General features: G+C 58.4%; 21 protein-coding genes. 4 read left to right on the top strand and 17 right to left on the bottom strand.

Annotated features, from left to right (window positions below; genetic code table 11):
• The first annotated feature begins 96 nt into the window (after positions 1 to 96).
• Positions 97 to 843: a GntR family transcriptional regulator gene (locus J5278_RS27670; RefSeq protein WP_219259323.1), complete on the top strand. Its 747-nt coding sequence runs from the start codon at positions 97 to 99 to the stop codon at positions 841 to 843.
• A 577-nt stretch (positions 844 to 1,420) separates the two neighbouring features.
• Here the strand turns inward: J5278_RS27670 and J5278_RS27665 are convergent.
• The 5 genes from J5278_RS27665 to J5278_RS27645 form a co-directional block, all read right to left on the bottom strand.
• Positions 1,421 to 2,191, bottom strand: a complete 771-nt coding sequence (locus J5278_RS27665; RefSeq protein WP_219259321.1) for an ABC transporter ATP-binding protein — start codon at positions 2,189 to 2,191, stop codon at positions 1,421 to 1,423.
• Positions 2,188 to 2,925 carry an ABC transporter permease gene (locus J5278_RS27660; protein ID WP_219259319.1) on the bottom strand — a complete coding sequence of 246 codons (738 nt, stop codon included), beginning with the start codon at positions 2,923 to 2,925 and terminating at the stop codon, positions 2,188 to 2,190. The genes J5278_RS27665 and J5278_RS27660 overlap by 4 nt, the downstream gene beginning before the upstream one ends.
• Positions 2,926 to 2,935: 10 nt before the next feature.
• Entirely contained in the window at positions 2,936 to 3,661 is a 726-nt protein-coding gene (locus J5278_RS27655) for an ABC transporter permease (RefSeq protein WP_219259318.1), read from the bottom strand.
• A 104-nt stretch (positions 3,662 to 3,765) separates the two neighbouring features.
• Complete coding sequence (locus tag J5278_RS27650) at positions 3,766 to 4,602, bottom strand: transporter substrate-binding domain-containing protein (RefSeq protein ID WP_219259455.1); 837 nt, start codon at positions 4,600 to 4,602, stop codon at positions 3,766 to 3,768.
• Positions 4,603 to 4,736: 134 nt separating this feature from the next.
• The gene (locus J5278_RS27645; RefSeq protein ID WP_219259316.1) at positions 4,737 to 5,555 is read right to left on the bottom strand and encodes a phytanoyl-CoA dioxygenase family protein; all 819 of its coding nucleotides are present in this window, start codon (positions 5,553 to 5,555) and stop codon (positions 4,737 to 4,739) included.
• 87 nt (positions 5,556 to 5,642) lie between these two features.
• Here J5278_RS27645 and J5278_RS27640 point away from each other — a divergent pair, with 87 nt between their 5' ends.
• Positions 5,643 to 6,545, top strand: a complete 903-nt coding sequence (locus J5278_RS27640; RefSeq protein ID WP_219259306.1) for a LysR family transcriptional regulator — start codon at positions 5,643 to 5,645, stop codon at positions 6,543 to 6,545.
• A gap of 53 nt (positions 6,546 to 6,598) precedes the next feature.
• On the opposite strand, the gene eutC is transcribed toward J5278_RS27640, so the two are convergent.
• From eutC to J5278_RS27610, 6 genes are all read right to left on the bottom strand, one after another.
• On the bottom strand, positions 6,599 to 7,423 hold the full coding sequence (gene eutC, locus J5278_RS27635; RefSeq protein WP_219259305.1) for an ethanolamine ammonia-lyase subunit EutC: 825 nt from the start codon (positions 7,421 to 7,423) through the stop codon (positions 6,599 to 6,601).
• Complete coding sequence (locus J5278_RS27630; RefSeq protein WP_219259304.1) at positions 7,420 to 8,808, bottom strand: ethanolamine ammonia-lyase subunit EutB; 1,389 nt, start codon at positions 8,806 to 8,808, stop codon at positions 7,420 to 7,422. The genes eutC and J5278_RS27630 overlap by 4 nt, the downstream gene beginning before the upstream one ends.
• A 17-nt stretch (positions 8,809 to 8,825) precedes the next feature.
• The gene (locus tag J5278_RS27625; RefSeq protein WP_219259303.1) at positions 8,826 to 10,022 is read right to left on the bottom strand and encodes an FAD-binding oxidoreductase; all 1,197 of its coding nucleotides are present in this window, start codon (positions 10,020 to 10,022) and stop codon (positions 8,826 to 8,828) included.
• Positions 10,023 to 10,158: 136 nt separating this feature from the next.
• Positions 10,159 to 10,959 carry an amino acid ABC transporter ATP-binding protein gene (locus J5278_RS27620; protein WP_257623497.1) on the bottom strand — a complete coding sequence of 267 codons (801 nt, stop codon included), beginning with the start codon at positions 10,957 to 10,959 and terminating at the stop codon, positions 10,159 to 10,161.
• Positions 10,956 to 11,705: an amino acid ABC transporter permease gene (locus J5278_RS27615; protein WP_219259302.1), complete on the bottom strand. Its 750-nt coding sequence runs from the start codon at positions 11,703 to 11,705 to the stop codon at positions 10,956 to 10,958. Before J5278_RS27615 ends, J5278_RS27620 begins: the two co-directional genes overlap by 4 nt.
• 9 nt (positions 11,706 to 11,714) lie before the next feature.
• Complete coding sequence (locus tag J5278_RS27610; RefSeq protein ID WP_219259301.1) at positions 11,715 to 12,641, bottom strand: ABC transporter substrate-binding protein; 927 nt, start codon at positions 12,639 to 12,641, stop codon at positions 11,715 to 11,717.
• Positions 12,642 to 12,794: 153 nt separating this feature from the next.
• Here J5278_RS27610 and J5278_RS27605 point away from each other — a divergent pair, with 153 nt between their 5' ends.
• Positions 12,795 to 13,469 (top strand): GntR family transcriptional regulator, encoded by a 675-nt coding sequence (locus tag J5278_RS27605; RefSeq protein ID WP_219259300.1) that lies wholly within the window; start codon positions 12,795 to 12,797, stop codon positions 13,467 to 13,469.
• Between the two features lie 149 nt (positions 13,470 to 13,618).
• Positions 13,619 to 13,696: a sugar-binding domain-containing protein gene (locus tag J5278_RS27600; protein WP_219259449.1), complete on the top strand. Its 78-nt coding sequence runs from the start codon at positions 13,619 to 13,621 to the stop codon at positions 13,694 to 13,696.
• A 218-nt stretch (positions 13,697 to 13,914) separates the two neighbouring features.
• Here the strand turns inward: J5278_RS27600 and J5278_RS27595 are convergent, their stop codons facing one another.
• The 6 genes from J5278_RS27595 to J5278_RS27570 form a co-directional block, all read right to left on the bottom strand.
• Entirely contained in the window at positions 13,915 to 15,162 is a 1,248-nt protein-coding gene (locus tag J5278_RS27595; RefSeq protein ID WP_219259299.1) for an SfnB family sulfur acquisition oxidoreductase, read from the bottom strand.
• A gap of 31 nt (positions 15,163 to 15,193) precedes the next feature.
• Positions 15,194 to 15,985 carry an ABC transporter ATP-binding protein gene (locus tag J5278_RS27590; RefSeq protein WP_257623496.1) on the bottom strand — a complete coding sequence of 264 codons (792 nt, stop codon included), beginning with the start codon at positions 15,983 to 15,985 and terminating at the stop codon, positions 15,194 to 15,196.
• Between the two features lie 78 nt (positions 15,986 to 16,063).
• Positions 16,064 to 17,395, bottom strand: coding sequence for an ABC transporter substrate-binding protein (locus tag J5278_RS27585; RefSeq protein WP_219259442.1), 1,332 nt, complete (start codon positions 17,393 to 17,395; stop codon positions 16,064 to 16,066).
• Between the two features lie 82 nt (positions 17,396 to 17,477).
• A complete protein-coding gene (locus J5278_RS27580; RefSeq protein ID WP_219259298.1) occupies positions 17,478 to 18,521 on the bottom strand; it encodes a branched-chain amino acid ABC transporter permease in 1,044 nt (347 codons plus the stop codon).
• A gap of 4 nt (positions 18,522 to 18,525) precedes the next feature.
• On the bottom strand, positions 18,526 to 19,422 hold the full coding sequence (locus tag J5278_RS27575) for a branched-chain amino acid ABC transporter permease (RefSeq protein ID WP_219259296.1): 897 nt from the start codon (positions 19,420 to 19,422) through the stop codon (positions 18,526 to 18,528).
• Positions 19,422 to 20,297, bottom strand: coding sequence for an ABC transporter ATP-binding protein (locus tag J5278_RS27570; RefSeq protein ID WP_257623495.1), 876 nt, complete (start codon positions 20,295 to 20,297; stop codon positions 19,422 to 19,424). The genes J5278_RS27575 and J5278_RS27570 overlap by 1 nt, the downstream gene beginning before the upstream one ends.
• Between the last annotated feature and the right edge of the window lie 103 nt (positions 20,298 to 20,400).

The raw sequence follows: 20,400 nt of genomic DNA, 5'->3' as shown, positions 1-20,400 counted from the left end.
AGAAGATAATTATGGAAATAATTATCGCAGGCGAATATCTGATCTGAATGATCTGCCGCTCTCATGTCGATGGGCAGGCACGACCCGGAGACCACCATGAAGAAGACGCGCCGCCAGAGCGCCAAGTCCATTCCCGCCGGCACCAGCCCCGTGGATGCCAGCGACAGCAACGACGATATTTCCGAGCGTATCCGCACGACGCTGGCAAACGCCATCGGCGAAGGCGCGCTGAAGCCGGGCACGAAAATCCTGGAAGAAGCGATCGCCGAGCACTTTGGCGTCAGCCGCACGGTCGTGCGCGGGGCACTCGGCGTTCTTGAAAGCGACCATCTGCTGGAGCGAAAGAGAAACCGAGGCACCTTTGTGGCTGAGCCGAGTATCGAGCAGGCGAAAAGCCTGTTCGAGGCACGCCGCAAGGTCGAAGGGCTTCTGCTCGATTTCGTGGTGGAGCGGGCAACGGACGAGCAACTCGATGCGCTGCAGAGGCTGACGGACGAGGAAGAACATATCCATCATCATGGCGATGAGAAATCCAAGACCGTGCTGTCAGGCAAGTTCCACATCGCCTTGGCGGAGATTGCCGGCAATTCGGTTCTGACCGAGATGCTGGCCAAGATCGTGGCGCGTCTTTCGCTGGTCATGGCCCTTTACGAGGAAGACCGAAAGGATGATTGCGGTGCGGACCACCACCGCATGATCGTGGCGGCGGTCAAGGATAAGGATGCCTTTAAAGCGAAAGAGCTGATGGACCATCACCTCGCCGACATCGAGGGGCGCGTGAAGTTGACGGAGGGACAGGGCGACCGGCACACGTTCCTGGCGGTGCTTGAAAACTTCTCCTGAGCTGTGTCGCCAGTCATCCTTCGGCTGAATTTGATGTAAAGTGCCGAGGGTGGACAAAACAGTCGATTGCGCTTGAATGGATTCGAACCTGCGGCATCTCATTTAAGCGGAGATAATTTCCGCTTAACGGGCCCGCTCACATGCGCTCGCCTTGATGCAGTTTGAACCGTCGATCGCTCTCCTATGGAGGTGTTTTCTAACAATATCAAAGCCCTGAAGCGTAAGGCTGAGGTGCGGAACACCGGAAATTTAGCTGGTTTATCACATCAGCTTGCGCTGTGACCGAAGATAGTCCGGACTATTGTATGGTTCAGTATTTGTCGCAAAATGCAGAGGGTCTGTTGGCCTTCATTCGCTCGAGCGAACACTGAGCGCTGCGGATTAACGGGTAAGCGTGATAGGGCTAACGGGACGGCCCCTAGTGGGTTCAGGATTACTCACCTTGATGTGAAGGGATCCGAACCGCTAACCCGCAAAGCATGAAGTCAGCATGGTTGGATCCCACTAAGTATGATGCTTGCATTGAGTTCGTGGAAAGGCGACTGCGCATAATCGCCGCAAAGCATAAGCCGGATTATCAGCGATCTGACCTTCCCAAGAACTGACAAAAGCCGACCGTGGCATCGTCACCAAACATACGGTCAGGCGACCCCGTGCTGTCAATTTCACCGTTTCTCATAAAAACAATCCGGTTCGATACATTACGAGCGAAACTCATTTCATGGGTAACCACCAGCATCGTCATTCCCTCTTCAGCCAAAGTCCGCATGACACGCAAGACATCGCCCACCAATTCAGGATCGAGCGCCGAAGTCGGCTCGTCGAACAGCATGACCTTAGGCTTCATGGCCAGTGCTCGAGCAATCGCTGCCCGCTGTTGCTGTCCGCCGGACAAATGGACCGGATAGGCACTTCGTTTGGCGTAAATCCCCACTTTCTCCAATAGCTGTTCTGCCTCTTCCAGACACTCATTCCGCGGTCGCTTCAGGACACGAAGCGGGCCTTCCAAGACATTTTCCAGGATTGTCATATGCGACCAAAGATTGAACGACTGAAACACCATGCCAAGTTCGGATCGCACCCGGCAGGCTTGTCGAGAGTTCTCTGGGACGGTTCCACTCCGTTTCTGCAGCCAGCGTATCTGTTCACCATCTATCCAGATCTCGCCTTTGTCGGCGAATTCAAGGAGATTGATACAGCGCAGTAGCGTAGACTTTCCCGATCCTGATGCACCCAGCAGCGAGATAACATCGCCTTGTCGGGCCTCAAGTGAAATCCCGCGCAAAACCGCGTGGCTTCCAAAGCTCTTATGCAAATTGTGAACTGAAAGGCGCAACGGCTGTGTCATCGATTGCCTGCCGCTGTGACGCCAGAGAACTTTACGCGATGTTCATCCGGCCGAGCGCGATGATGTGCCGAGAGACGAAACTCCAGCAGGCTGAAGAGCTGCACAATAATTAAATTTAGGACCAGATAAATCACAGCCGCACACAGAAAGACCTCCATAGTGCGGTAGCTCTGAGAGATGAGCCGCTGCGCGACACCGGTGACCTCCCAGACAGTCACCAGGCTCGCAAGCGCAGTCGATTTCATCATCAGGACCAGTTCGGTCGAGTACGAAGGCAGCGCGTGCCTCAATGCGATGGGGGCGATGATACGTCTCACCAGAAGAAACCCAGACATGCCGATTGCGCGGGCCGCCTCGATCTCCCTTGGCGAAACCGCGCGAATGCTTCCACGGAATATCTCTGCGGAGTAGGCTGCATCACACAACGCCAGAGACAGGACGGCACAGAAAAAAGGCTCTCGCAGGACAGGCCACAGAAAGCTGTGGCGGATTAGTCCAAACTGACCGAGACCGTAAAAAATTAGAAACATCTGAATAAGCAGTGGCGAGCCACGAAAGACGAAGACATAGCCCTTGGCGAAACCGGAGAGGAGCCGATTGCCGGAAAGGCGCATCCAGACGATCAGCAATGCAAAGATGCATCCAAGGAACACAGACAGCAAGAACAGGGCCAAGGTCATTGGCAACGCCTTCAGCAGGGTTCCCATTGTCTGGTATAGAAACGCGAGATCCATTATTTTCCCCTTAAGCGTCGGTAAGTCGGGAAGGTTGCATACTGCGGTTCGCCCGCTTTTCAGCGCGAGCAAAGATGTTGTCGGAGAATGCCGTAAGGAGGAGGTAGATCGCACCACCTGCGATGAAGAACGTAAAATACTGACGCGTGGAGCCGGCGGCGATCTGGCTCATGCGCAACAGTTCCGCAAGCCCGGTGACCGATATCAGCGCAGAATCCTTCAAGCTCAGTTGCCAGACATTGCTCAGCGCCGGAATGGCAAGTCGCAGGACCTGAGGTACGATGATTCTCCGGAAGCGCAACGCCCCAGACATTCCGATTGCCGTGGCAGCCTCGAGTTCGCCTTTCGAAAGTGCGAGATAGGCGGCGCGGAAGATTTCTGCTTGGTAGGCTCCACATATAAGCCCGACCGCCACCGTGCCTGATAGAAAAGATGGTATGCTGACGAAGCCGTCATATCCGAACAGCTTCGCCACATAGGATACTGCCGACGATCCCCCGAAGTAGATCAGATAGATGATCAGGAGTTCTGGCACCCCTTGGAAGATGATCGTGTAGCCCTTTCCAAGCGCCACCAGCGCCGTGTTGCCGGACAGCTTGGCTGCAGCAATCGCGGCTCCAAGGAGAGCACCCATCAACACAGCGGTAATAGTGACCGCAAGTGTCATGAACGATGCAGTCAGAAGCAGAGCTCCCCAGCCATTGGGGCCAAATCCAATTAATTGCCATGAAGACATGGTTCGACGTGTCCTTTGATGCCGCCCAAAGGCCATTGAGGAACAGTTTGCCGCGACGGACCTCTCGACCAAGCTTTTGTTGGCCGAGAGGTCACATCATGGGCTTACGGCGAAACGTCAGCTGCAAACCATTTCATCGAGAGTGTCTTCAGGGTACCGTCGGCAATAACGGACTTGATCGCAGCATCAAACTTATCGCGAAGATCCGTATCGCTCTTTCGCAGTCCCAGGCCCTCGCCGTCACCCCAGATGGTGCCACCGATCTCTGGGCCGGTGAAGGCCAAAATGCCCTTGGCCGCATCAAATGCGGTCTTGAAATAGGCAGTGTCGTCGAAACCGAGATCGATACGACCGTTCTGCAGGTCGAGGTCTCGCTCACCGCCTGTCTTGTATTCTCGAACGGTGGCGACCGAACCGAAATTGTCATAAACAAATTTAGCGTAGACGGTTGCAGCCTGGATGCCGATCGTCTTTCCCTTGAATGTCGCCTTGAGGGCATCCACGTCTTTTACGCCGGTCTCGCCGGGCATCATTTTGATCAATGTGCCCGTACCGGGGGCCTTCATCAGGTCGCTGTCGGTCGCGGCCGCAAATGATGCCGGCGTCGACGCGTACGGAACTGTGAAGTCGATCGTTTTTTTGCGCTCATCGGTGATCGATAATGCGTCCATGATCACATCATACTTACCGGCGTTGAGCGCCGCGATCATCCCGTCCCAATCGCCGGTCACGAACTTGCATTCCAGCTTCGCGCGTTCACATACGGCCTTCATCAGTTCGGGTTCGAACCCGCCGAGCGAACCATCCGAGTTCGTCAGGTTCCACGGCGCATAGGCGCCTTCTGTGACGATTGTGACGGTCTTCCAGTCTTTGGCCATCACCTGGCCTGAACAGCCGGCGAGCACGATGGCGGCGGATATCAATGTCACTTTAAAATTCATTTGGTTCTCCACTCTGGTTGGCAGTTCTATCGCAACCGGTCTTTGGCGCCGGATCTCGATCATGTGGCGGTCAGGGACCGCCACAAACTTTGAAATCTGTGAAGTAATGACCGATGATATCTATCAACCGGCCGTCAGACCGCCTTCTTCATTGCGGAACGATGGAAGATGACGGGGAACCAGTCCTCGCGTAACTTTTGGCCTTCCTGCATTTCATGCCCCGGAAACGGAGGAGATGTGCGGCCCGGCCGTTCGACATAGCGGGCGTCATCCCCAACGAGTCGGAGAGAAAAAGCTCTGCGACGTGCAGCCGAATTGTTGCCTCTTGCACCATGCAGAACTTTGTAGTTGAACGCGACCGCGTCGCCTGGTTCCATTTCCCATTCCCTGATGTCCATGCCCTCCGCTTCCGGATCAGGCACCGCCATATATTGCCCCTCGCCGGCATAGAAGTTTTGCTCGGAAAGCCAACGAGTTGGCAGTACCGGCTTTTCCCAAAGATGGGAGCCCGCAACACAACGAAGCGAAGCTTCACGAACAGGATCAAGTGCACACCAGAAGCTGACCGTCTGGCTGCCTTCCACGAAATAATATGGTGAGTCCTGGTGCCAGGGGGTTGGCTTGGAGGTACCAGGTTCCTTGACCAAGATATGGTCGTGGAAAATCTGTACCCCTTGAGACCTCATAAGATCTGCGGCCACTTCGCCAGCGGGCGCGTTGAAAATGACCTCTTCGAACTCTGGAATGCGGTTCCAGTTGCAGTAGTCATCAAAAAAGCGGCCCGCATCGCCGGTCTTTAGGTTTTCCGACGCAAAAGGACCAGGCTCTGACATGTTGCGCTCGATACCGGCGCGCAAGGTCTCGACATGATCCTTGAAGAGGCCGCGGATTATCACCACACCGTCGCGTTGGAAGCTTTCGATATGGTCTTGTGTTAGAAGCGGATGTGCCATTTATGCCTCCCAGTTAGGAACAATTTGAGCATACCGTTAAAAAAACGCCATCTTCCAATACTGTCTTATAAATAGGCAATTAGTCTGATGCTATATCTTACCCTTAGGCAGTACGAATACGTCTTGGCGGTGGCTAAAGCCGGAAGCCTTTCTGGCGCGGCTGTTCAGCTCAATGTTTCCCAACCCTCGCTGTCGGTGGCATTAACCCAAGTTGAGGAGCGCCTTGGCCAGAAGCTTTTTCAGAGGCGGAAGGGCGCGCGCATCACCCTGACGCCGGCCGGCGAGAGGTACCGGGAGGGTATTGAAGAGCTCATCGATCTAGCGCGAAAACTTGATGACCCCGAAGGCCTGCGGCAATTCACCAGTGGCCGCATTACCATCGGCTTCTTTGACGACTTGGCGCCCTTTTATCTCGGGCCTCTGCTGAAGGTCCTGTCAGCTGGCTTACCTGAGGCCGACGTTCACTATCGTATTGGGGGATTTACGCAGCTAGCAAAAGAGATGTTTGAGGATAGAATCGACCTCAGCGTGACCTATGATCTTGGGTTCGATACCAGTTTTGAAAGACAGGCGCTGATCAAGCTGGGCCCATGTGCACTCGTTGCCGACGAAACGGAGTTGGCCGGACTATCGGCGATCAGTCTTCAGGACCTGGTCCGTTTCCCTCTCATACTTTCAGAGGAAGGCCTGTCGATACGACATGTCCTTCGACTGTTTCAGAGGATAAATGCCAAACCGACAGTTCAGCATAGGGTCCAGTCCCTGGAGGTGATGCGGAGCCTCGTTGGCGGCGGCGAAGGCATCGGCATTAGTTATACGGTCCCTCCCTACGCGGAGACCTACGATGGGAAGCGCATTCGGGCCATTCCAATCATCGAGGAGTTTACAAAAGAGCCGATCATTCTAATTCGCAGCGGTCTGACGCCCGCGACTGACCTGGAGCGTCGAGCAGCGGAGACTATACTTCATTTCTTCCGCACCCATGAATAAGTCAGTTGGCGTAAGTGCTTGACCCAAGGTGACAGCAGAACGGAGGCTACCGTCTAATAATTCGGATCACGATACCCAGGCCGTGAAGGTAAAGAAAGTTGAACCGGTCTGCTTTCGTCTTTCAATTGCACACCCGTCAGACCTAAAGCGATGGCGCGCTCGACCAGCCAACTCAGCTTGAACGCGGCAGCCTCCGGGTCCAACCCTCCAGATCTGATGTTCGACACACAATTGCGATCGGCATCCGTCCTGTACGGGCCAGGCTTCCAGGTCAGGTAAGCGCCGAGACTGTCTGCGGCGGAAAGCCCAGGGCGCTCTCCGAGGATCATGATGGATGCGCGGGCGCCCAGAACTTTGCCGATCTCGTCGGAAAGTGCGACGCGTGCCTGGCTGGCCAAGACGAGCGGCCCGATAGAGAGCTTCATGGCTTTCAAGCGTGCCACCAGGCTGCGCAAAAGGGTTGCGGCGCCTGCCTGGACCGCGATCGACGAAAGACCATCGCCGACCACTAAAAGGATATCGTGGGGGCGCCGCGAACGGGCTTCCAGCAGTTCCCGCGAACCTGTCGAGAGGCGGCGACCATAGTCGGGGCGCCTGAGATAGCTCTGTCGGTCGGCGGCGGCACTATCGACCCTCACCATCTCCAAGCGCAGCCCGGCGCAGCTCTGCTCGAGGACGTCGAAATCAAGAGGCAGGTGGACCGCGTCGCGGGCCCGGGCGTGATCGAGCGCGAAGCTCAGGACCGAGCGGGTCGGCATGCCGGATCCCGCTCTCCCGAGCGCCAGCCTGGCACTGGTCACTCCCGACGGCACGTTGAGCCGGTCGGGTATCACGGCGGACGATGAAAATGCTTGCAGATCCTTGTCGTCGTTTGTCATGATACGAGCCTGACCATGTCCGATATCAGCGGATTGTCTTGTCCCATCGGCGTCAGCCGTCCCGAGGGGTCGGTCATTCCCATCTTGTCGAGCCACTCTGCGAATTCAGGCGCGCGCTTGAGGCCGAGCTGATCGCGGACATAGAGCTGGTCGTGAAACGACGTCGACTGGTAGTTCAGCATGATATCGTCTGCGCCCGGAACCGCGATGATGAAATTGCTGCCCGCCGTACCCAACAGCGTCAGCAGCACGTCCATGTCGTCCTGGTCCGCCTCCGCGTGATTGGTGTAGCAGATGTCGCAACCCATCGGCACGCCGAGCAGCTTTCCACAAAAATGGTCTTCCAATCCGGCACGGATGATCTGCTTTCCGTCGTAGAGGTATTCCGGCCCGATGAACCCGACCACGGTGTTCACGAGGAGAGGCGAAAATGGTCTGCAGACCGCGTAGGCACGGGCCTCGCAGGTCTGTTGATCGAGTCCATGGTGGGCGTTGGCCGACAAGCAGGATCCCTGGCCCGTTTCGAAATACATCACGTCCTGCCCGACCGTTCCGCGAGAAAGCGACATGGCTGCCTCATGGGCCTCGCGGAGTATCGACAACGAGATCCCGAAGGAACTGTTCGCAGCCTCCGTCCCCGCCACGGACTGGAAGACGAGATCGACGGGCACGCCTTTCTCGATCAGTCCTATCGACGTGGTGGCATGGGTGAGGACGCAAGACTGGGTCGGAATATCGAAACGCCGGATAAGCTCGTCCAGAAGATGAACGATCTCTGCGACCGCGGCAGGCGAATCCGATGCGGGATTGATCCCGATCACCGCGTCGCCGCAACCGTAGGCCAATCCTTCCAGGGTCGTGGCGAGGACGCCGCGTGGATCGTCCGTGGGATGGTTCGGCTGAAGTCGGGTCGCCATCGTTCCCGGACGGCCGACGGTGCTACGGTAGCGTTTGATGACGCTCGTCTTGCTCGCGACCCGGATCAGGTCCTGGTTGCGCATCAGTTTCGAGACGGCCGCCACCATTTCGGGCGTGAGCCCCGGCGCAAGTCGCGTCAGACGCTCTGTCGTCGCATGATCGGAGAGGAGCCAGTCACGGAAATCTCCGACGCACATGTGGGAGACGGGCGCGAAGGCTGCGTCATCATGCGTGTCGACGATCAGACGGGTGATCTCGTCGTCATCATAGGGGATCAGCAATTCCGCCAGGAACGTCTTCAACGGAACATCGGCAAGACATATGCGTGCCGCAGCACCCTCCTCTGCCGAACCGGCCGCCACGCCTGCCAGAAGGTCTCCGGAGCGAAGCGGTGTCGCCTTTGCCATTAGATCCTTCAGGTCCCGGAAAGCCCAGGTCTGATTTGAAAGAACGGTTTTATAGGCCACGGTTAGCTCCCAATCTGTCAGGCCGCCAGCATCGCGCTGACCATGCGTGCCGTTCTCGGCGCCAGCGTCAGACCGATATGCCCATGACCGAAAGCGAAGATGACATCCTTGCCACCCCGGGATGGACGAATGACGGGAACCGAATCCGGCATCGATGGCCGGAATCCCAACCACGTGCGGCTTGGTTCGCCGAGCTCCGGGAAGACCCGACGCGCGTTGGCCAGCAGGACCTCAAGGCGTCTTGGATTGGGCGGAGCGTTTATGCCACCGAGTTCGACGGTGCCGGCAACTCGCAGGCGGCCTCTCATCGGACAGAAGTAGAAACCATGATGGGTCGGGCACACCGGCCTTTCGACAGGCATCGTGTCCATGTCGAACTCGAGGTGATACCCCCGCTCGGTATCGAGCGCCACAGGCTCGCCGAGCTGCCGGGCGAGATTGCCGGAATAGGCACCTGCGGCGATCACGGCCGCGCGTGCGTGGATAATATGGTCCGGTGCAGCCATCTTCACGCCGTAGCGCTCCCGCGATATCGTCTTGACGGTGTCGCGAACGAACTGAACGCCGGCCCGCTTAGCCGCGGCCGCCATCTCGGCCATGACCATGCCGGGATCGGTGAAATTGATTGCCTTCGGAAAAAACAGGCCTCCACCCTCCACCGGCGGCAGATGTGGCTCCAGACGTCGAACCTCGTCCGGATTGAGCAGTTCCTGCGAGATGCCGTACTGCCGGCGAAGGGCGATGTCGGAAGACGCCGCGCTGAACGACTGTGGCGTCTGGTAGAGGTAGAGGCATCCCTTTCCGCTTAGCAGCGCGGATGCACCGATCTCCGCAGCCATATCAAGCCATTCCGTCGCAGCTTCGGACAGGAGGTCGGCAATACGGCTGGTATTGTCCTTGTACCTGTGCGGCAGCGACTCGTAGGCAAAGCGCATCAACCACGGGAAAAGAGTGGGCAATGCCGCCTTCCGGATGGAAAGCGGACTGTCTGCATTGAAAAGCAGCGAAGCCAGGTTCTTGAGGACGGCGGGTGTGCCGACAGGGAGTATCGCATAATCTGCCACTGTTCCCGCGTTGCCGTAGGATGCTCCCGAACCCGGTTCGTTCGGCTCGATCAGCACGACGTCGCGGCCATCGGCCCGTAGCCTGATAGACGTTGCCAGACCGATCACGCCGCCGCCGACGACGGCGATATCTGTTTTTATGATTTCCATCAAATCTGCTTTTGCCTCGGAGGAAGGGACTTCACAGCCCCCGCATACCCGCGCCTGGACGTTGCAATGACGCGATATGCTTAAAAGATAGAGAACGGGGGCTGTGATATCAGGCTATGCCCCGTCCTATTGCGGCCTAGCCTAGGGAGGCATAGCGCGCGACATAGGCGGCGGTTCGCGCTTCCTTCGGGTGGTCGAGAACGTCGCCGGGCGTTCCCTGTTCGATGATCCGGCCACCGTCTATGAACACCACCCAATCCGAGACTTCCTTCGCGAAGGGAAGTTCGTGGGTGACCAGGATCATCGTCATGCCGTCGGTCGCAAGCTCGCGCATGACCCGGAGTACCTCGCCGGTCGACTCAGGGTCCAGCGCGGACGTCGGTTCGTCGAACAGCAACACCGTCGGATCGAGCGCCAGTGCGCGCGCGATCGCGACACGTTGCTGCTCGCCACCCGACATCTGTTCCGGATAGGCCATGGCACGTTTGCCAAGCCCCACCCGTGTCAGGAGCTTGACCGCCCTCTGGACCGCCTCACTCTCGTCAATCGCGGCGGCATGCATCTGGGCAAGAACCACGTTCTCCACGGCGGTCAGATGCGGGAAGAGGTTGAACCGCTGGAACACCATGCCGACACGCTGCCGAAGCTTGGCAAGGCTGCGACAGGTTATTTCTCCGTCCGAGAAAATCGTCTCGTCACCGATGGTGATCGTTCCGTGATCGGGACGCTCGAGAAGATTGACGCAGCGCATCAGGGTGGTTTTTCCGCCACCGCTCTGCCCGATGATGCTGACGATCTTGCCGGCAGGAACCTCGAGATCGACTCTGTCGAGCACGAGACGGCCGTCGAAGGACTTGCGCAGGCCATCGATCTTGATGGCCGGACGGACGAGCGACTGCTCCGCTCCGGGAGCGATTTTTGTCAGGGTCGTCGTCATGATTGGGACCTCCCCTCGGCAAGCAGGGCTTTCGCGAGCTTGAGACGACGCCTCCTGCCCAGGGACAAAGGCACGCCGGCATGGATACTGCGTTCAATCCAGAGCAGGCACTGCGAGACCGGGTAGCAGATGGCGAAATAGACGGCTGAGATCACCAGGTACACTTCAAGCGCGCGGAACGTTTCCGCAGCGATTAATTGTGCCTGCGTCATCAGTTCTGCGGCGGAGATCGTCACCAGAAGCGAGGTCGACTTGATCAGATCAACGAACATCGTGTTCGTTCCCGGCAGCGCCAGTCGTACGGCTTGTGGCAGCACAACATGGCTGAACGTCTTACCACGTCCGAGACCGAGCGCCTGAGACGCCTCCTGCTGTCCCCGATGAACACCGGCGATGGCCGCGCGAAAGATCTCGGAAAGATAGGCGGCATAAAAAAGCACCAGACTGAGCACGCCCGCCTCGAATACCTGCAGTTTCACCCCGACAGTCGGCAGGCCGAAATAGGTCAGGAAGATGATTGCCAGAAGAGGAACGTTCTTGAAGATCTCGGTGTAGAACGCCGCGGGTATCCGGAAAAGCCGCGAGCGATTGAGCCTCATCAGCGCCAGTCCCAGTCCGAGAACCGTCGCACCGACGAAACTCGTTACCGTGTAGCTGAGGGTCTTTAAAAGACCCCCAGCGATGCTTCCGCCATAGTCGCCCCAGGAAACCTGGAACATGTCCGTGAATGATGACAAGAGCGTCATGCCGCGACCTCACTTCTCGATCGAGGGCGGGTTCCAGTCCGCAGGACGGTCGAGGCCACGGCGTTGAGCCGCCATTTCGGGCGACGGAACCAGGAATTGCTTGGGGTCGCCGCCCCACTTCGTGATCAGGGCAGCCAGCGCGCCGTCCTTGTACATGGCGTCGATCTGATCCGAGATGGCCTTGGCGAGCTTCGGCGACTGCTTGGGTAGATAGAAGCCGGTCATGTAGGAAGCGAAATACTTATAGTCCGGATGGGCCGCGAGCTGCTCGGCTGTCGGTGGCTTCATGTACTGGATGCCGACCTTCATGTCGGGGCGCTGCTGCTGCTGGTAGGTGATCAGCAGAGGATCGAGAAAGCCGACGTCCAGACGTCCGGCCGCGATATCCTGGAATACGCTGTCGGCACTCGGGAACGTATGCGGCTTCGCGTTGGGAACCTGTGCGATCGACTTCGCCCAGACATAGCCGGTCACGGTTCCAAGGTCTTTGCCTTCGAGGCTTGCGACATCCGGGAAGCTCGCGGGCGCTTTAACGGCAAGGGCTGGAGGGGAGTAGTAGGGAGGATCGGTGAAGAGGCCGACTTTCTGACGAGCTTCCGACCAGGCAATACCGCCTATCGTGATGTCGGCACGCTGGGTCTGAACGGACGCCAGCATTCCGTTGAAGTCGGTCACGCTGACGTCCATCTTGAGGCCGAGCTTGTCGGCGACGGCCGCAAGGATATCGCTGTCGAGGCCGACGAGCTTGCCGTCCTTCATAGCCGTGTAGGGCATGTAGGGCTCGATCGTTACCACGAGCGTATTCGGCTTCAAAAGCTCGAGGTCTTCGGCGCTGGCGGTCGCCGGCATGGCCAACGTCACCATTGCCAGTCCAAGTCCTGCCAGGGCGATAACGCCGCTTGCCATCGTGTTTTTCAGAAATTCAGCACTGTTCATTTAAAACCCTCTCTTTTTGCTTATATATTGCTGATATATTGACCATATATGCGTATGATGCGAAGTCAAGCAGATTCGTTTCGTGCCTATTTTTTGGGCCGAACTGCCATTGAAGATTGAAATAAGAACAATGAAATTGGAGAGATGCCAGACATGGCGGCATTTGACGCGGAATACGAAGAGACAGAATCGACTCTCGCCGAGAGGACTTACCTTCGGTTGCGCGATGACATCATAACAACGGCCATCCCGCCCGGCACGCTTCTGCGCGAAGCCGAGCTCATGAAGCGCCTGGACGCAGGTCGGACACCCGTGCGCGAGGCTATCCAGCGGCTGCAGCACGACGGCTTCGTGTTCGTGAGTGCGAGGCGCGGGACCTTCGTCAGCACGATCGACATCCACGATCTGACGGCGATCTACGAAGCGCGGGCAAGGATTGAGTCATGGGCGACACGGCTGGCCGCGGAGCGCCTGCGCGAGTTCGAGCGGATCGAGGCGCAGCAGTTGATCGAGGAGCTGAAGCAGACGACGGGTCCGATGGCGCTGGAAGATATCCTGGCCCTGGACCGGCGCGTCCACCGCTTCATCTACAAGGTGGCGAAGAACCCCTATCTCTCCGACACGCTGGATCACTATCACAACCTCTCGCTACGGATCCTGTACGTGGCGATGAAGCGGTACCCGACGTTGGTGCCTCGTCTCGAGGACGTTCTTCGCGAGCAGGTTCTGATGCTGGAGGCGGTTTGCTCAGGGGATGCGGATCGGGCCGAGAAGATCGCTATGGACCATGTCATGATCTTCGAGGTGGAGGTCCGCAAGGTGATGTAGCGGTTGGTGGGGCCTTGGTACAGCCGATCGATGAGTTAACGTACCGCGGTCGGGTCTATGTTGGATCTGTTATGCATTGGAAACGTGAATAGGCGAAACGGAAGTTTTCTGCGACTATCGTCGCATCTGGCGCAAACCGAACGGAGGCGATGAAGGCCGCGTTAAAGGGTCGACTGGCGAATGGGCTCATTACAGACGAGAACACGGCCCGACTTTTGCTGGAATAATACCAGAGAGCAAGGAGCTATCATAACGCCCCCTTTCGCGTCACAACAAAATGCGTACGCCTTGAACCATATCGAACCCACGACCGGCATTCCTCGGACGCGATACCTATGATACCAAAATGAAAATCTATCTCGTCCCGAGTAACGATTTTGCCAGCTCAATTGGCGTTACATGGCTGGCACGGCATGCCATAGCTGCCGTGCCCGGATTCATTAAATTAGCTCCAGGCGTGAAGCGGTGGGTTCTCGCCGTTGAGGAAGTATTTTCCGAGTATTGAGTATTTCCAGCGAACTGGGTCGTGTAGCGTGTGGGTGCGGGCATTGCGCCAATGCCGATCCAATCCATGTTCAGCGAGCGTGGATCGCGTTCCGGCCAGCTCGAACAGCTTGTTGGTGGCCTCGATGGCGATCTCTGTCGACATTATCTTCGCCTCGGCTGTCGCGATCTGCGCTTCGACGACTGTTTCGACCGTCGGATTTGCGACTGCCCGATCGATCGCGTAGCCGGCTTTTTCGAGGAGAGCCTGTGCCGCATGCAGGCGCAGCGTCAGGCTCCCGATGGCCTGGATCGTATAGGGATCGTCCCATGCATTGTCGACGCCGCTGTCCACCCAGGCACGGCTCTTCGTGCGCACAAAGCTGACCGTTTCATCGATTGCGGCCTGGGCGATGCCCGTATCGACCGCCACCTGGATGATCTGGAAGATCGCACCATCCGCAGTCGGCACTTCGTAGCCCTTGTATCCAGGAACGAGATGCGACTTTGGAACCTTGACCCTGTCGAGCAGCACCGTGCCGGAGAGTGTGGTCCGCTGGCCGAAGGATGACCAGTCGTCGATGACCGTCAGCCCGGGCGCATCACGCTCGGCAATAGCATACCATGCCCTGCCCTTGTCATCGAGGGCGACGATCGGGACGAGATGGGCAAGCAGCGCGCCGGAGGAATAGAATTTCTTGCCGCTGACGACAACGTGGTCGCCTTGGTCGACGAATTTCGTCTCGAAGTCGACTGCCCGCTTCGACCCGTATTCGGAAAATGCGTTGCCAAATCGAATACCCTTCAGCACCTCGCCAAACAAAAATGCCTGCTGTTCCTTGTCCGAGACGGTGCGGATGGCGGCAACTACGCCCAGATGGTTCTGCGCGACCTGTCCGATGGAGGAATCCGCTGCAGAAATGATTTCGATGACTTTTGCCAGCGTGGCGTAGGATACCTGCGGCCCGCCAAATTCCTTTGGCACGTTGATCGACCACAGGCCGCTTTGCGAAAAGGCGTGGAGTTCGGCGACCGGCCATATCCGCTCGCGATCTCGCCTGGCGGAATCCTTGACGAATTCGGCCGCCAGCGCCTTGGCAACCGCAATTGCCTCCGCGTCGTTCGCGATGATGTGCGCCACTGTGTCCGGTCGTGGTATGGCCGGCACGGCCTTGGCGGCATTCTCCGTATTGACGGTCGAGAGTGTCATTGGACGTCTCCTTGATGATGGCCGGTCGTATTCAGACGACGGCGGCGACGGGGTTCTGGTTGTTTGGGGCAGTCGAGATTGCCTTGTGGCCGAGGTAGAAAGTCTTTACGTCGTCCCGCTCGGCCAGCTCCCTCGCCTTTCCGCTCAGCACGGTTATGCCGTTTTCGAGGACGGACGCTCGGTCGGCGAACTTCAATGCGACGGTGGAATTCTGTTCGGCCACGAGCACGGATAGCCCAGTGTCTCGGTTGATCTGGCGCAGCGTCCTGAAGATGCTTTGAACAACCAGCGGGGCCAGGCCCATGGAAGGCTCATCCAGCACGAGCAGGCGCGGCCTGGACATCAATGCCCTGCCGATCGCCGTCATCTGCTGTTCCCCGCCTGAGGTCAGGCCCGCCAGTGTCCGCCGTTTTTCCCTCAGCCGGGGAAAGTGGGCATATACCTTTTCGAGGTCCTCGTTGATTTCAACCCGTTTGCTGCCGCGACCAAGGCCGCCGCAGATCAGGTTTTCCTCGACCGAGAGGCTTCGGAAGCAATGCCGGCCTTCCAGCACCTGAACAAGGCCGTTGCGAACGAGTTCGGAAGGCTTGATCGTGCGGACATCGATGCCCTCGAAGAGAATCTCGCCATCGGTGATCTGCCCTCTTTGCGCCGGAAGGAGGTTCGATATCGCCTTGAGCGTTGTCGACTTTCCGGCGCCGTTGGCGCCGAGAAGTGCGACGATCTCACCGCGTTCAACCGTCAGGTTCACGCCGTGAAGAGCTGAGACGGCATTGTTGTAGGTCGCCCTCAGATCGGAAACGGTCAGGATGATGTCGGTCACGATTGTCTCCTTCGAATTGGCGAGCCTGTCGACGGCCGGGCAGGCTCGCTGCCCGGCTGACAAAAAGGCGTTGACGCCTCAGTTCGTTGCAGGCGTTTCGCCTGATGTCCGAACCGTGATGCCCTTTTCCTTGGCATAGGCTTCGGATGACTTCTCGATGATCGGGCGCAGCAGTGCCCAGTCCGGAGCTATCCAGTCGGAGACGACGTTCCACTTCTTGCCGTCCCACTGCTGGAACGTCACGTAGCCGTTGCCCTCGTGGTTGTCCCAGGTGACATCGATCGAGTGAAAGAGATCCTTGGCGCCGAGCGCTTCGACGCGGGACGGATCGAGTTGCAGATGTTCGAAGCCCCAACGGACCTCGTCGCCGGTCAATGTACGATTGCCGAACTTCGCCTGTGCAATGCGGATAGCTTCCACATTCAGAATGCCGTTGACGATGCCAAGGTTGTGATAAACGGAGCCGATGCGGCTCTTGTCCTGAAGGTTGCCCTTACCTGCATCATACACGGTTTTGACGATCTCTTTGAGGACGGGGTACTCGGCACCTGATGCCTGTGTTGTGATCGCCGTATAACCCTTGGCAGCATCGCCGGCGGGAATGACGTCCTCTTCCGAATTCGACCAGACGTTCCCGACGATGTGGTCCGCCGGGAAGCCGACCTTTGCGGCGGTCTTCAGGGCAACTGGGTTCATGACGCCCCAGCCACGCAGCACGACGTAGTCGGGTTTGGCGCGGCGGATCGTTAGCCATTGCGACTGCTGCTCGTTCCCGGGATGGGGCACTTCGATCTGCTGCAGGTCGAACCCGTATTTCTTCGCGAGCAGTTCGTAGATCGGGATCGTTTCCTTGCCGTAGGGCGAGCCGTGGTAGAGCACGACGATCTTCTTTCCCTTGAGGTTGTCGAGGCCGCCAAGTTTGGAAGCGATGTAGTTCACGATACCGGAGCTTTCGCTGTAGGGATTGAGTAGCAGCGGAAAGACGTAGGGGAAGACGCGGCCGTCGGTGGAGTCCGTGCGGCCGTGATTGATGGTGATCAGCGGCACCTTGTCCTGCGTGACGCGGTCGATCATGGCATAGGCAATGCCGACGGATAGCGGGTTCCAGGCGGCGGCGTCTGGGTGGCTCTTCTGGCGCTCATAGCACTCGACACCACGCTCGACCTCGTACTGAGTCTCGCATTCGTCCCAGGTGAGCTTGACACCATTGACGCCGCCATCGCGGGTGTTGATCAGGTTCAGGTAATCGATGAAACCACCGAAGAAGCCAGTACCGCCGGCCGCATAGGGCCCGACGCGGTAGCTCTGCAGCGGGAAATACTGTTCGTCGGCATGGGCGGCGGGAAGCCCTATGCTCAGCGCAATCCCGGTCACCATCGCCGCGAGTTTGAGTTTACTGAAGATCGTCATTTCGGGCACACCCCTGGTATGGATCGGCACGCCGCCGCTCCTGGTTGATGGAAAGCTTGAATTGTTCTGTTTGTGGCGGCGACTACGCGCCTCGGAATACGGTGCCGATGCGCCGTCGACCTCTATCCGAAAGCGCGGCTAGCCCATCCGGCTCAAGCACGAGGAAGAGAATGATTAGAGCTCCGAGAATGACCCGCTGGCTCATGTCGAGAACGCCGGAATCGAAGACGTCACCGAGGAAGAAGGCGCCCAGCCGCGAGAGGATCAGGGGAAAGACAACGATAAGTGCTGCCCCGAAGAACGCTCCGCGCACCGAAGCAAGCCCGCCGATGATCACGATGAATAGAATCTGGAAACTGCGATCGAGATTGAAACCGGCGGGCTCGACCGTCTTAAGGTAGGTGAAGGCCCATAGCACGCCTGCGATACCGACGATGAAGGACGAGATGGCGAATGCCAGCAGTTTGGTCTTCAGCACTGGCACGCCGATGATCCGTGCGGCCGTCTCGTTGTCACGCACCGCAATGAAATTACGGCCCGTCTGGGACGCCACCAGCCTGGCCGTCGCCCATGTGATCAGCAGCACGATCGTCAGCGAAAACAGGTAGCGACCGACAGCGCCGTTGAAAGAAAGGCCCGCAATGCTCAGCGGCGGCGCATCGATGACGCCCGACGCGGAGTCGTTGGAGAACCAGCTGAACTTCGTCAACGCCCATTGCACGAAGAACTGCGCGGCAAGGGTCGATACCGCAAGATAGAAGCCCTTGAGGCGCAGGCTTGGGAGGCCGAAGACAAGTCCGATCGCGGCCGCTGCCAGTCCCGCCAGGGCAAATGTCGCGATCAACGGCAGACCGGGAACCCGGAGATTGAAGTTATAGGCAGCAAAAGCGCCTGCAGCCATGAAGGCAGCGCTGCCGAGCGACACCTGGCCGGCGTAGCCCGTCAGGATGTTCAACCCGAGTGCCGCCAGGCTCAGCGCCAGAAAAGGCAGGAGGATGGCTTCCAGCAGATAATTGTTGCCTACCAGTGGTACAGCGACATAGGCGACCAGCAGCAGCGCGATCAATGGAAGCCATCGCGCTGTCACCTGCGGCAATCGCCTCGTTTCGGAAAGTACAAGGGCCATGGGGTCAAACCCTCTCGACGAGTTTCTGACCGAATAGGCCAGAGGGGCGAACAAGAAGAAATCCAAGCGCGACCACATAGGCAAACCAGCTCTCGATGCCGCCGCCGAAATAATCACCGATATAGACCTCGGCCAGCTTCTCCGCCGCCCCGATGACGAGGCCGCCGACGATCGCGCCGAGGATCGAGTCGAAGCCGCCGAGAACCAGCACCGGCAGGGCCTTCAGAACGACCAACGACAATGAAAACTGAACTCCCAGTCGCGCGCCCCACAGGAGGCCGGCGACCAGCGCTATGAGCCCGGCGGCCGCCCACACCGTTGCCCAGATCGATGGAAGCCTTAGTCCCACCGCCAGTGCCGCGAACTGGTTGTCGGCAACGGCGCGGAATGAAAGGCCGATCCGCGTATAGCGGAAGAAGATGGAGAGCAGTGCAACCATGGCGGCTGCGATGACGGCCGCAAAGATATCGAACTGGCTAACCAGCACGCCGCCGAATTCCAGCGGCACATCATCGATCCCGAGTTCCAGGCCATGAACCTGCGTGCCCCAGATCAGCTGGGCAGCCCCCTCGATGACGTACGACAGTCCGAGTGTCGCCATGAACAGAGTGATCGGCGGCTTGTTGGTGAGCGGCCGGAGAACCGTGCGCTCAATCGCCAGGCCAAGCAGCACCATGATCGCGAAGGTGATGAGGAAGGCCAGCCAGTGAGGAATTCCCCGCTCGACGAGACTGACGAAGGTCAGGGCGGCAAAGAGTAACATGGCGCCCTGCGCGAAATTCAGCACGCCCGATGTTTTGTAGATCAGCACGAAGCCGATCGCCACCAGCGAATACATGATGCCGGAGAGAAGCCCACCGATGAGGACTTCCAAAAAGAATTGCCAGTCGAAATCCGCCATCAGATGCCCTCCCCGTCCTCGTTCTCGGGAGCGACACCGAGATAGGCGTCTATCACGCGCTGATCTGAACGAATGGCATCCGGCGTTCCGTCGGCGATCTTGCGCCCGTAGTCGAGCACGGCGATATGGTCTGACAAATCCATGACCACCCCGATGTCGTGCTCGATAAGGATAATGGTCGTTCCGTATTCGTCGCGAGCCGCGCGCACGAAACCGGCCATCTCGACTTTTTCCGTGACGGTCATTCCGGCCATAGGCTCGTCCAGCAGCAGGATGTGCGGCTCGGCTACCAGTGCACGGGCCAGTTCCACCCGCTTCTGGAGCCCATAGGGCAATGTCGACACCAGGCGATCGCGGACATGCGTGAGATCTAGGAATTCCAGGAGACGATCGGCGCGCTCATGACTGTCGCGTTCTTCCGCCCGCGAGCGACCCAGCCCGGCTATCTGGCCGACGAAGGTCGAACGGGTCTTGAATGCCCGGCCCGCCGTGACGTTCTCGATCACGCTCAAGCCCTTGAAGAGGGCGAGGTTCTGGAAGGTTCTGGCGACGCCGAGATGAGCCAGCCTCTGCGTTGGTACCTGTCTGTAGCCGACGCCGTTGATATGCACATGACCGCGGACCGGGCGATACACACCGCTGATGACGTTGAGCAGCGAGCTTTTTCCCGCACCGTTGGGCCCGATGATCGCGCGTATCTCTCCCGAAGCCACCGACAGGTCGATATCCGTCAGGGCCGTCACGCCGCCGAATGAAAGGTTGATGCCGTGCAGTTGCAACTCGCCTTCGCGGATCGCGGCCGGCGCTCCCGCAGCCTCTGCGCGGCGCTCGATCTGTTCAGCCGATATCGCCCTGAAAGAGGGGGCGGCGTCCATGAACAGCTCCAACGGATAGGTAGTGGCGTACATTTGCGGCTTTCTGGCTGGATAATCGATGGCTGGGGGTCGCACGGGTTCGTTCGCCGACCAGTCGATCGGC

Origin of the sequence: Rhizobium sp. B21/90, assembly GCF_019355815.1 — a bacterium.
In the GTDB taxonomy this organism is placed as follows: Bacteria; Pseudomonadota; Alphaproteobacteria; order Rhizobiales; family Rhizobiaceae; genus Rhizobium; species Rhizobium rhododendri.
This window is presented reverse-complemented; position numbering and strand designations above follow the sequence as displayed.

What these genes read in the sequence shown, in the direction of transcription:
- J5278_RS27600 (WP_219259449.1), top strand. Translation starts at nt 13,619, where the DNA reads ATGAAGGCCGCGTTAAAGGGTCGACTGGCGAATGGGCTCATTACAGAC.
- J5278_RS27665 (WP_219259321.1), bottom strand. Translation starts at nt 2,191, where the DNA reads ATGACACAGCCGTTGCGCCTTTCAGTTCACAATTTGCATAAGAGCTTT.
- J5278_RS27580 (WP_219259298.1), bottom strand. Translation starts at nt 18,521, where the DNA reads ATGGCCCTTGTACTTTCCGAAACGAGGCGATTGCCGCAGGTGACAGCG.
- J5278_RS27615 (WP_219259302.1), bottom strand. Translation starts at nt 11,705, where the DNA reads ATGACGCTCTTGTCATCATTCACGGACATGTTCCAGGTTTCCTGGGGC.
- J5278_RS27570 (WP_257623495.1), bottom strand. Translation starts at nt 20,297, where the DNA reads ATGGACGCCGCCCCCTCTTTCAGGGCGATATCGGCTGAACAGATCGAG.
- J5278_RS27625 (WP_219259303.1), bottom strand. Translation starts at nt 10,022, where the DNA reads ATGGAAATCATAAAAACAGATATCGCCGTCGTCGGCGGCGGCGTGATC.
- eutC (WP_219259305.1), bottom strand. Translation starts at nt 7,423, where the DNA reads ATGACAAACGACGACAAGGATCTGCAAGCATTTTCATCGTCCGCCGTG.
- J5278_RS27605 (WP_219259300.1), top strand. Translation starts at nt 12,795, where the DNA reads ATGGCGGCATTTGACGCGGAATACGAAGAGACAGAATCGACTCTCGCC.
- J5278_RS27620 (WP_257623497.1), bottom strand. Translation starts at nt 10,959, where the DNA reads ATGACGACGACCCTGACAAAAATCGCTCCCGGAGCGGAGCAGTCGCTC.
- J5278_RS27640 (WP_219259306.1), top strand. Translation starts at nt 5,643, where the DNA reads ATGCTATATCTTACCCTTAGGCAGTACGAATACGTCTTGGCGGTGGCT.
- J5278_RS27670 (WP_219259323.1), top strand. Translation starts at nt 97, where the DNA reads ATGAAGAAGACGCGCCGCCAGAGCGCCAAGTCCATTCCCGCCGGCACC.
- J5278_RS27575 (WP_219259296.1), bottom strand. Translation starts at nt 19,422, where the DNA reads ATGGCGGATTTCGACTGGCAATTCTTTTTGGAAGTCCTCATCGGTGGG.
- J5278_RS27650 (WP_219259455.1), bottom strand. Translation starts at nt 4,602, where the DNA reads ATGAATTTTAAAGTGACATTGATATCCGCCGCCATCGTGCTCGCCGGC.
- J5278_RS27655 (WP_219259318.1), bottom strand. Translation starts at nt 3,661, where the DNA reads ATGTCTTCATGGCAATTAATTGGATTTGGCCCCAATGGCTGGGGAGCT.
- J5278_RS27610 (WP_219259301.1), bottom strand. Translation starts at nt 12,641, where the DNA reads ATGAACAGTGCTGAATTTCTGAAAAACACGATGGCAAGCGGCGTTATC.
- J5278_RS27585 (WP_219259442.1), bottom strand. Translation starts at nt 17,395, where the DNA reads ATGACGATCTTCAGTAAACTCAAACTCGCGGCGATGGTGACCGGGATT.
- J5278_RS27645 (WP_219259316.1), bottom strand. Translation starts at nt 5,555, where the DNA reads ATGGCACATCCGCTTCTAACACAAGACCATATCGAAAGCTTCCAACGC.
- J5278_RS27660 (WP_219259319.1), bottom strand. Translation starts at nt 2,925, where the DNA reads ATGGATCTCGCGTTTCTATACCAGACAATGGGAACCCTGCTGAAGGCG.
- J5278_RS27595 (WP_219259299.1), bottom strand. Translation starts at nt 15,162, where the DNA reads ATGACACTCTCGACCGTCAATACGGAGAATGCCGCCAAGGCCGTGCCG.